Raw genomic sequence first — 6723 nt, 5'->3', positions numbered from 1 at the left:
CGGATTGCGGGTCACGCGGGATGATCACGTCGTGGGTGAAAGCCTGAACCATGACCTGGTCTTCGTGGCCTTCCTGAAAGGTGTTGCCAACGGAGTCGGCAGTGAAGGCGCCGGCAGTGATCAGGCCTTGTTTTTCGCCGGTAACCGACATGTACGCTGGTGTTGCCATGGGGTGTGCTCCTTGCTCGATAGACAGGACCGGACGGCGTGATTGCCTGTCCAGGCGGCAAAGGAGGAATCAAAAGTCATGCCAGCCATCACATGGCCATTACCCATCAAGGGCTTACGAATCTCGCGTGAGAATTTTCCATCCTTTGCTGTAGGAAACAGCGAAAAAGTGCGCAAGAAGTTGCGCAGTACTGTGCAACTTCTTGCGCACTTGGCTGGAGGCCTTGATTGGCAAGGCCTGCCGGGGTTTTGACCGTGGTTTTATTACGGACAACTGCGCAACTTTTTGCGCAGTTCAGTAATTTCGATCGGCTCCACTGAAACAGGGAAACCGTACATAGATAACGGTCCGATCAATCCCCAAAACGACAAAACCACCTGCTGCTAAACAGATGGTCTTGATCTGGCTGAACACAACCGAATGTCACCGGCCAGCATGTTGCTCGAGCAGCGAGAACGCTTCACCGGTAAACCGATAACTCTTGTCCGGCTGAAACACGATAACGCCCTCCTCGCACAAACGCTTGAGCACTTCCCTCACGCTGACGAACTGAATACCGCTGACAAACGCCTGCAGATATCCGTGCACCCCCCGCCCGCCAACGGCGCGTCCTTCGCGTGCGGCAACCAGCAAGGCATCGATCACCTTGATCCGGATCAGGCTGGTGCGCAGCCCGTAATAATGCAGCAGTTCACGGATGTGCTCATTGGTGCTGCGCTCGAAATCGAAGGCCCGCTGACCTTTCGTCAACGGGAACTGCGATTGCTTGCCAGAAGACGTCGATGCCGGGCTGGTTAACATTCGAATGCTCCTTTTTATGATCAGCCGCTGTGCGTAGCTATATATAGAAGAAGGCGCACTCGACGGCTCCGCCATCAAGTGCGCCCTCCGATCAGAAGTCGACGGTCGCCGACAATTGCAATGTGCGTGGATAGCCCGGGGAGAACGCGCCGTAGGACGCCACACCCGACCAGTACTCACGATCAAACACGTTCTGCACCGTGGCGCGGAATGTCGTCGGCCGACCTTCGATCTTGGTGGCGTAACGGGCGCCGGCGTCGATGCGGGTCCAGGATGGCAGCTCCTGGGTGTTGGCCTGATTGACGTATTGGCTGTCGGTGTAGATCGCGCCGCCGGTCAGGGTGAAACCTTCGACCCACGGGGTATCCCACTCGGCCCAGAGGTTGGCCTGCACATCCGGCACGCCCACCGGTTTGTTGCCACGGTTGGCGGCGGTGGCCGAATCCGTCAGTTCGCCGTCGAGCAAGGTCACGCCGCCCATCAGGCGAGTGCCCGGCGCCACTTCGCCGAACATGCTCAACTCGACGCCACGGTTACGCTGCTCGGCCTGCACCGAGAACACGTTGCCGGCGCCGATTTCGCCGCTCGGTTTCTCGATCTGGAACAACGCCAGGGTAGTCATGAACGTGCCGTGCTCGTACTTCACGCCAACTTCATGCTGTTTGGATTTGTAGGGGGCGAAGGTTTCGCCGGAGTTGGCCGCCGTGCCGGGGGCGATGTCACCTTTGCTCAGGCCTTCGACGTAGTTGTAGTACAGCGAGACGTCTTCCCACGGTTTGACCACCACGCCCGCCAGCGGTGTGGTGGCGCTGTCGTCGTAACGGGAACTGACCGAACCGGATGCGCTGTAGTTACGCGACTCGATGTCCTGACGGCGCACGCCGAGGGTCAACTGGATCCGGTCATCAAGAAAGCCGAGGGTATCGGTCAGTGCGACGCCGGACAGTTCCGACTCGGAAATGCGCAGCACTTTCGGCGAGTTGATGTACTGCTTGGGCACGTCCACCGGGTGATAGATATTCGAGCGGATTTCCGTGCCGTTGTTGATGCCCCGGGACAACTCGTCCTGATAACGGGTCGCCATGATCGTGGTGGTGTGAGTGACCGGACCGGTGGCGAACAGCGCGCGCATCCCCACATCGGCCGTTGAACGATCGACGTTGAATTTGTAGTAGCCAGGGATATTGCTGGTGTCGCCGGCGTCATTGAGGATTCGCGGCACCTGGTCCGACATGCGCTTGACGTCGGAGCGACCACCGCCGGCGTGGGCGAACACGGTCAGGTTGTCATTGAGGTCGTACTCGCCGCCGAGCAATGCCGACTGCTCCTTGGTGTCCGACCAGCCCCAGTCCTGCGGCAGGTTGGTGCGACCGTTCGGCGCCGATGGAACCTTCACGCCCGGTGCAATGGTGAACGGTCGCGAGGCCGCGTCGAAGCTCTCTTTCTGGCTGATGTAATCCAGGTTCAGGCGCAGCCGTTCGCCCTTGTAATCGAGGGCGATGGCACCGATGTCCAGCGCGCGCTCCTGATTGTTGATCGCGGTATCACCGCCCTGAGTGCTGCCGTTGAATCGGATGCCAAACTGATTTTCGCTGCCGAAACGCCGGCTGACGTCCAGATGCCCGCCCACTTGCGAGTCGGACGCGTAAGTGCCGGTGAAGCGAGTCAGGTCTTCGTCCAGTGGCCGCTTGGGCACGATGTTGATCACGCCACCGACGCCGCTGTTCGGCGATATCCCGTACATCAGCGCGCCCGGCCCTTTGAGCACTTCGACGCGTTCGGCGTATTCGGTAAACACCCGGTAGTTGGGGGCCACGCCGTACACACCGTCGTAGGCCAGTTCGCCGAGGTTGCCCTCGCCTATCGCAAATCCGCGAATGAAAAACGAGTCGACGATCCCGCCGGTCTGCCCGGTGGAGCGCACCGAAGGGTCGCGCTCCAGGGCATCGGCCACGGTCACCGTTTGCAGGTCGGCGAGGGTTTTGGCGGTGTAGCTGGTCACGCTGAACGGCGTGTCCATCACGTCCTTGTTGCCCATCATCCCGAGCCGCGCGCCCCGGGCGACCTGGCCGCCGGCGAGCACTTCCGGCAATGCGGTCGCGCCGTTGTAACTGGCGTTGACATTGGTGGTGTCCAGCGTCAGGCCTTCCGTGGTGACGGTGTCCTGTTGCTCGGGTTGCTTGGGGTCTGCTGCCCAGACAGTGGCGCTTCCTGCGGCCAGAATAGAACTCAGCATGGCGGTGCGAATAGCCAGGGTTAACGCGCGTTCACTGCAAGGTCGACGTGCAACAGACATGACGATGGGGTCCTTCTCGAATGGCTGAAAATGGTAATGACTCCTATTTGCCAGCCAGCAATCGAAAAAGTATCAGCGTCGTCGGAATTTTTTTGGCGACCGGTTTGCGCGGAGGATGGGCGGGAGAAGCCCATCCTCCGGCACAGGTCAGTCGTACAGGCATTGCAGCGGAATGGAGATCACCGGCAGCGCGGGATCGAACGCGTGCCGGGTAGTCTTGTACGGGAACAGTTCGCCGCGCTCGATGGTGGTGAAAATCCGCGCCACCTCGAACGCCTGCCCGGTTTGCCAATGCCGTACACAGACACGCGGATCGGCGTAGTCGAGCTGGATGCACGGCACCCGTTTCAACCCCAGTGCCCGCGCTGCGTTGAACCGGTGATTGCCGTCCATCACGATGCCCCGGGAGCTTTCGACGATGATCGGCTCCAGCCAGTGCCCGGCCTGGATGATCGCCTCGCGCAGGCGCTGTACGTTGAGCGGATCGACCTGCTCGGATTGCCGCACGTCGCACAGTGGACGCAGGGCAATCTGGTAACCATGTCCCATGATTCGTCCCCCGTTTCAGCAGGCATCCGCGTTGGCGACCAGCGCGTACTGGCTGGCCATGTCCCGCAGGCGTTGCGCCTGTTCGATGAGCGGCAGATCGACCATTTCGCCATCGACTTGCACCGCGTGGCTGCCCCCGGCCACGGCATTCAGGACCCGGTCCGCCCACGCCAGTTGGCGGGCGTTGGGCAGGTAGGCTTTCTGCACCGTGGCGATTTGCGCGGGATGGATACACAGCTTGGCGCCGAACCCCAGCGACCGGGCGTAACGCGAGTCGCGCTCGACCAGCGCCATGTCGCTGATGGCCGGGGTCACGCCATCGATCGGTGCCGGCAATCCGGCAACCCGCGAAGCCAGCACGATGCGATTTCGAGCAAACAGAAACGCCTCGGGAATCTGGCTGCAGTCGATGTCCAGGGAGAAATCCAGCGAGCCGAATGCCAGCCGCGCCAGGCCGGGAATCGCTGCAATCGCCTCGACCTGATGCAAGCCCTTGGCGGTCTCGATGATGGCGACGATTTGCAGGTCGGGGTTCCACTCCAGCAAGCGCTCAACCACACGGGACAAGCTTTCGGGGCATTCGGCCTTGGGCAGGAAAATCCCGGCGCAGCGCTCGGGGTAGCGCATATCGCCCAGCCAGGTCATGTCCTGGCGAAACAGCGAACTGCCGACGCTGTTCAACCGGATGTAACGCTGGCTGGCAGTTTCGGGCGTGCTCTGCTGCCAGGCCCAGATCGACGCCCGGGCCACGGCTTTGCTATTCGGATGAACGGCATCTTCGAGGTCGAGAATGATCGCGTCCGGCCCGGCCTCGACCGCTTTGGAAAAACGCTCCGGCCGGTTGCCGGGAACGAACAGGTAGCTGATGGGAAGCGTGGCGTTGGTGCTGTGACGAACAGTCATCGGGACTCTCCTGAGCGTGCTTCAGTCGTGGGTTTTCAAAAAAATTCGAACACCTGTTACAGGGGAAAAAACGGGCTGAATCCCGGTGTCTTGAATCAACCGTCAACACCTTGAATAACAAGGCGTTGACGGTTTTTAAAATCAACACGCGAGCGCTTACTTGAGCATGCGAACAAACGGCTTCGCACTCCCCTGTTGTGTGTGTTCATTCAAAAATATTTGAAAACCTTACTTGATAATCGTTCCTGTTCGCAATATTGTTCGAGCCGCTGACAGGGTCAGGATTAAAATCAAGACCTGTGATTTTGTTCACGGAAAGTTCGGCGCAATGATGTCATTTACATGTCAGGTAATGGCACTTCAAAAGAGACAAGGCCACCACTCATTGGCCTTCTCCTTGCCTGCCTGAACCTTAAGGAGTGGGGTTCTCATGAAACAGTTTTGTGAAAATTTTATGAAAGAACATACCCCGTGTTTATTTGCAGAGTGGATCTGTCATCCGCCTCCACCTCTTTAAACACTCGTATCTGACGAGCAGCAAGAACACAAAAATCGATAACGATTAGTTGTCGACCTGCATATGGCGATTATCGACGCCAGAGGTTTTCTATGCCTGAATTAATTGCGCCGCCAACTAAAGCAACAACAGAAGCTCAATATCCAAAAGTGCTGAAACCGTTAATCGACCCTGTTATCGACAATCTACTTAAATATTCCCCGGGAAAACTTTTTGAACTCGTTAACCAACATGGTTCCCCGCTGAATCTGGTATGGCCACATGCATTTGAGGCCAACGTCCAGGCGCTGCAATCGGTGTTGAAACGGCACGAGGTTGACTACGCGATTTTCTACGGAGCAAAAGCCAACAAGTCGCAATGCCTGCTTGCTGCCGCATCGGCTTCGGGCATCGGCACCGACGTGTCGAGCCTGTTTGAGCTGCAGGCGGCACTGCGCGCCGGAACGCCCGCGGAACATTTGTGTGCGACCGGGCCGGCCAAAACGGCAGCGTTTCATCGCGCACTGTTGCAAGGTGGATCGCTGATTTGTGTGGATTCACTGGAAGAGTTCAGCCATCTCAAAGCGCTGCTCGACACTTCGCAACCACCGGCCAAAGCCCGGATTCTGCTGCGTTACAGACCGACAAGTTGCCCGGCGAGCCGCTTCGGAATGGGTGCGGATGATTTGTTTCAGTGCCTTCAGTACCTGACCGAACAGCGTGAGTCGTTCCACTTCGAAGGGTTCCACTTCCACCTCGGCGGCTACGGCTACGAAACCCGGGTACAGGCTTTCCGTGAAGTCATCGGCTTCATCGATGCAGCAAGGGAAATGGGCCTCAACCCGGTCATGATCGACATCGGTGGAGGCCTGCCGATGCGGTATGTAGACCCGCAGGATTACAACAGTTTTCTGCAGAACGACAACAACACGAGTCATTATCAGAATCGTCGAGTCCCCAACGCTTATTACCCTTACGGCAGCAGTTTGACGGCTTGCCAGTGGCTGGACTTATTCCTGGAATCGGATCATTCCCCGGGCAAAACCATTGCCGGTTACTTGAAAAGCCAGAATATAAAACTGGCACTGGAACCCGGCCGCAGTCTGGTGGATCAAGCAGCGATAAGCGTCTTTCGCGTGACCCGCACCAAACAATTGTCCGACAACAAAGTTGTGATCTTCGCCGAAGGCAGCAGTTTCAGCGCTTGCGAAACCTGGTTCTCGTCTGAATACCTTGTCGATCCCATCCTTATTACATCGAAAGAATCAAAACCTGTTCCGATGCAAGCCTACATCGCCGGCCATAGTTGCCTGGACGATGATGTGATCACTCACCGCCTTATCAACTTCGATACATCGCCAAAAACCGGCGATTTATTGATCTACGCCAACACCGCCGGCTATCAGATGGACTTGCTGGAAAATGAATTTCATCGCCACCCGTTGCCGCAGCGACTGATGGCGACATGTTGTACGGAAGGTAACTACGCATTCACACCTGACTATTAAG

6 protein-coding genes are annotated in these 6723 nt (G+C 57.9%); 1 reads left to right on the top strand and 5 read right to left on the bottom strand.

Annotated features, from left to right (window positions below):
- The 5 genes from tssD to AC07NR_RS21160 all read right to left on the bottom strand — a co-directional run.
- A partial coding sequence (gene tssD / locus AC07NR_RS21180) for a type VI secretion system tube protein TssD (RefSeq protein ID WP_495079394.1) occupies positions 1-169 on the bottom strand: 169 nt, incomplete at its 3' end.
- Positions 170-592: 423 nt separating this feature from the next.
- Positions 593-970 (bottom strand): fe2+ zn2+ uptake regulation protein, encoded by a 378-nt coding sequence (locus tag AC07NR_RS21175; RefSeq protein WP_114882424.1) that lies wholly within the window; start codon positions 968-970, stop codon positions 593-595.
- A gap of 91 nt (positions 971-1061) precedes the next feature.
- On the bottom strand, positions 1062-3266 hold the full coding sequence (locus AC07NR_RS21170; protein ID WP_495079390.1) for a TonB-dependent receptor: 2205 nt from the start codon (positions 3264-3266) through the stop codon (positions 1062-1064).
- Positions 3267-3413: 147 nt separating this feature from the next.
- The gene (locus AC07NR_RS21165; RefSeq protein WP_495079389.1) at positions 3414-3815 is read right to left on the bottom strand and encodes a ParB N-terminal domain-containing protein; all 402 of its coding nucleotides are present in this window, start codon (positions 3813-3815) and stop codon (positions 3414-3416) included.
- A 15-nt stretch (positions 3816-3830) separates the two neighbouring features.
- Positions 3831-4718, bottom strand: coding sequence for an HpcH/HpaI aldolase/citrate lyase family protein (locus tag AC07NR_RS21160; protein WP_495079388.1), 888 nt, complete (start codon positions 4716-4718; stop codon positions 3831-3833).
- A gap of 609 nt (positions 4719-5327) precedes the next feature.
- Here AC07NR_RS21160 and AC07NR_RS21155 point away from each other — a divergent pair.
- On the top strand, positions 5328-6722 hold the full coding sequence (locus AC07NR_RS21155) for a Y4yA family PLP-dependent enzyme (protein ID WP_495079387.1): 1395 nt from the start codon (positions 5328-5330) through the stop codon (positions 6720-6722).
- Position 6723 lies beyond the last annotated feature (1 nt).

The sequence above is a fragment of the Pseudomonas sp. GW821-FHT09C09 genome (genome assembly GCF_059418105.1).
This window is presented reverse-complemented; position numbering and strand designations above follow the sequence as displayed.

What these genes read in the sequence shown, in the direction of transcription:
- AC07NR_RS21175 (WP_114882424.1), bottom strand. Translation starts at nt 970, where the DNA reads ATGTTAACCAGCCCGGCATCGACGTCTTCTGGCAAGCAATCGCAGTTC.
- AC07NR_RS21170 (WP_495079390.1), bottom strand. Translation starts at nt 3,266, where the DNA reads ATGTCTGTTGCACGTCGACCTTGCAGTGAACGCGCGTTAACCCTGGCT.
- AC07NR_RS21155 (WP_495079387.1), top strand. Translation starts at nt 5,328, where the DNA reads ATGCCTGAATTAATTGCGCCGCCAACTAAAGCAACAACAGAAGCTCAA.
- AC07NR_RS21160 (WP_495079388.1), bottom strand. Translation starts at nt 4,718, where the DNA reads ATGACTGTTCGTCACAGCACCAACGCCACGCTTCCCATCAGCTACCTG.
- AC07NR_RS21165 (WP_495079389.1), bottom strand. Translation starts at nt 3,815, where the DNA reads ATGGGACATGGTTACCAGATTGCCCTGCGTCCACTGTGCGACGTGCGG.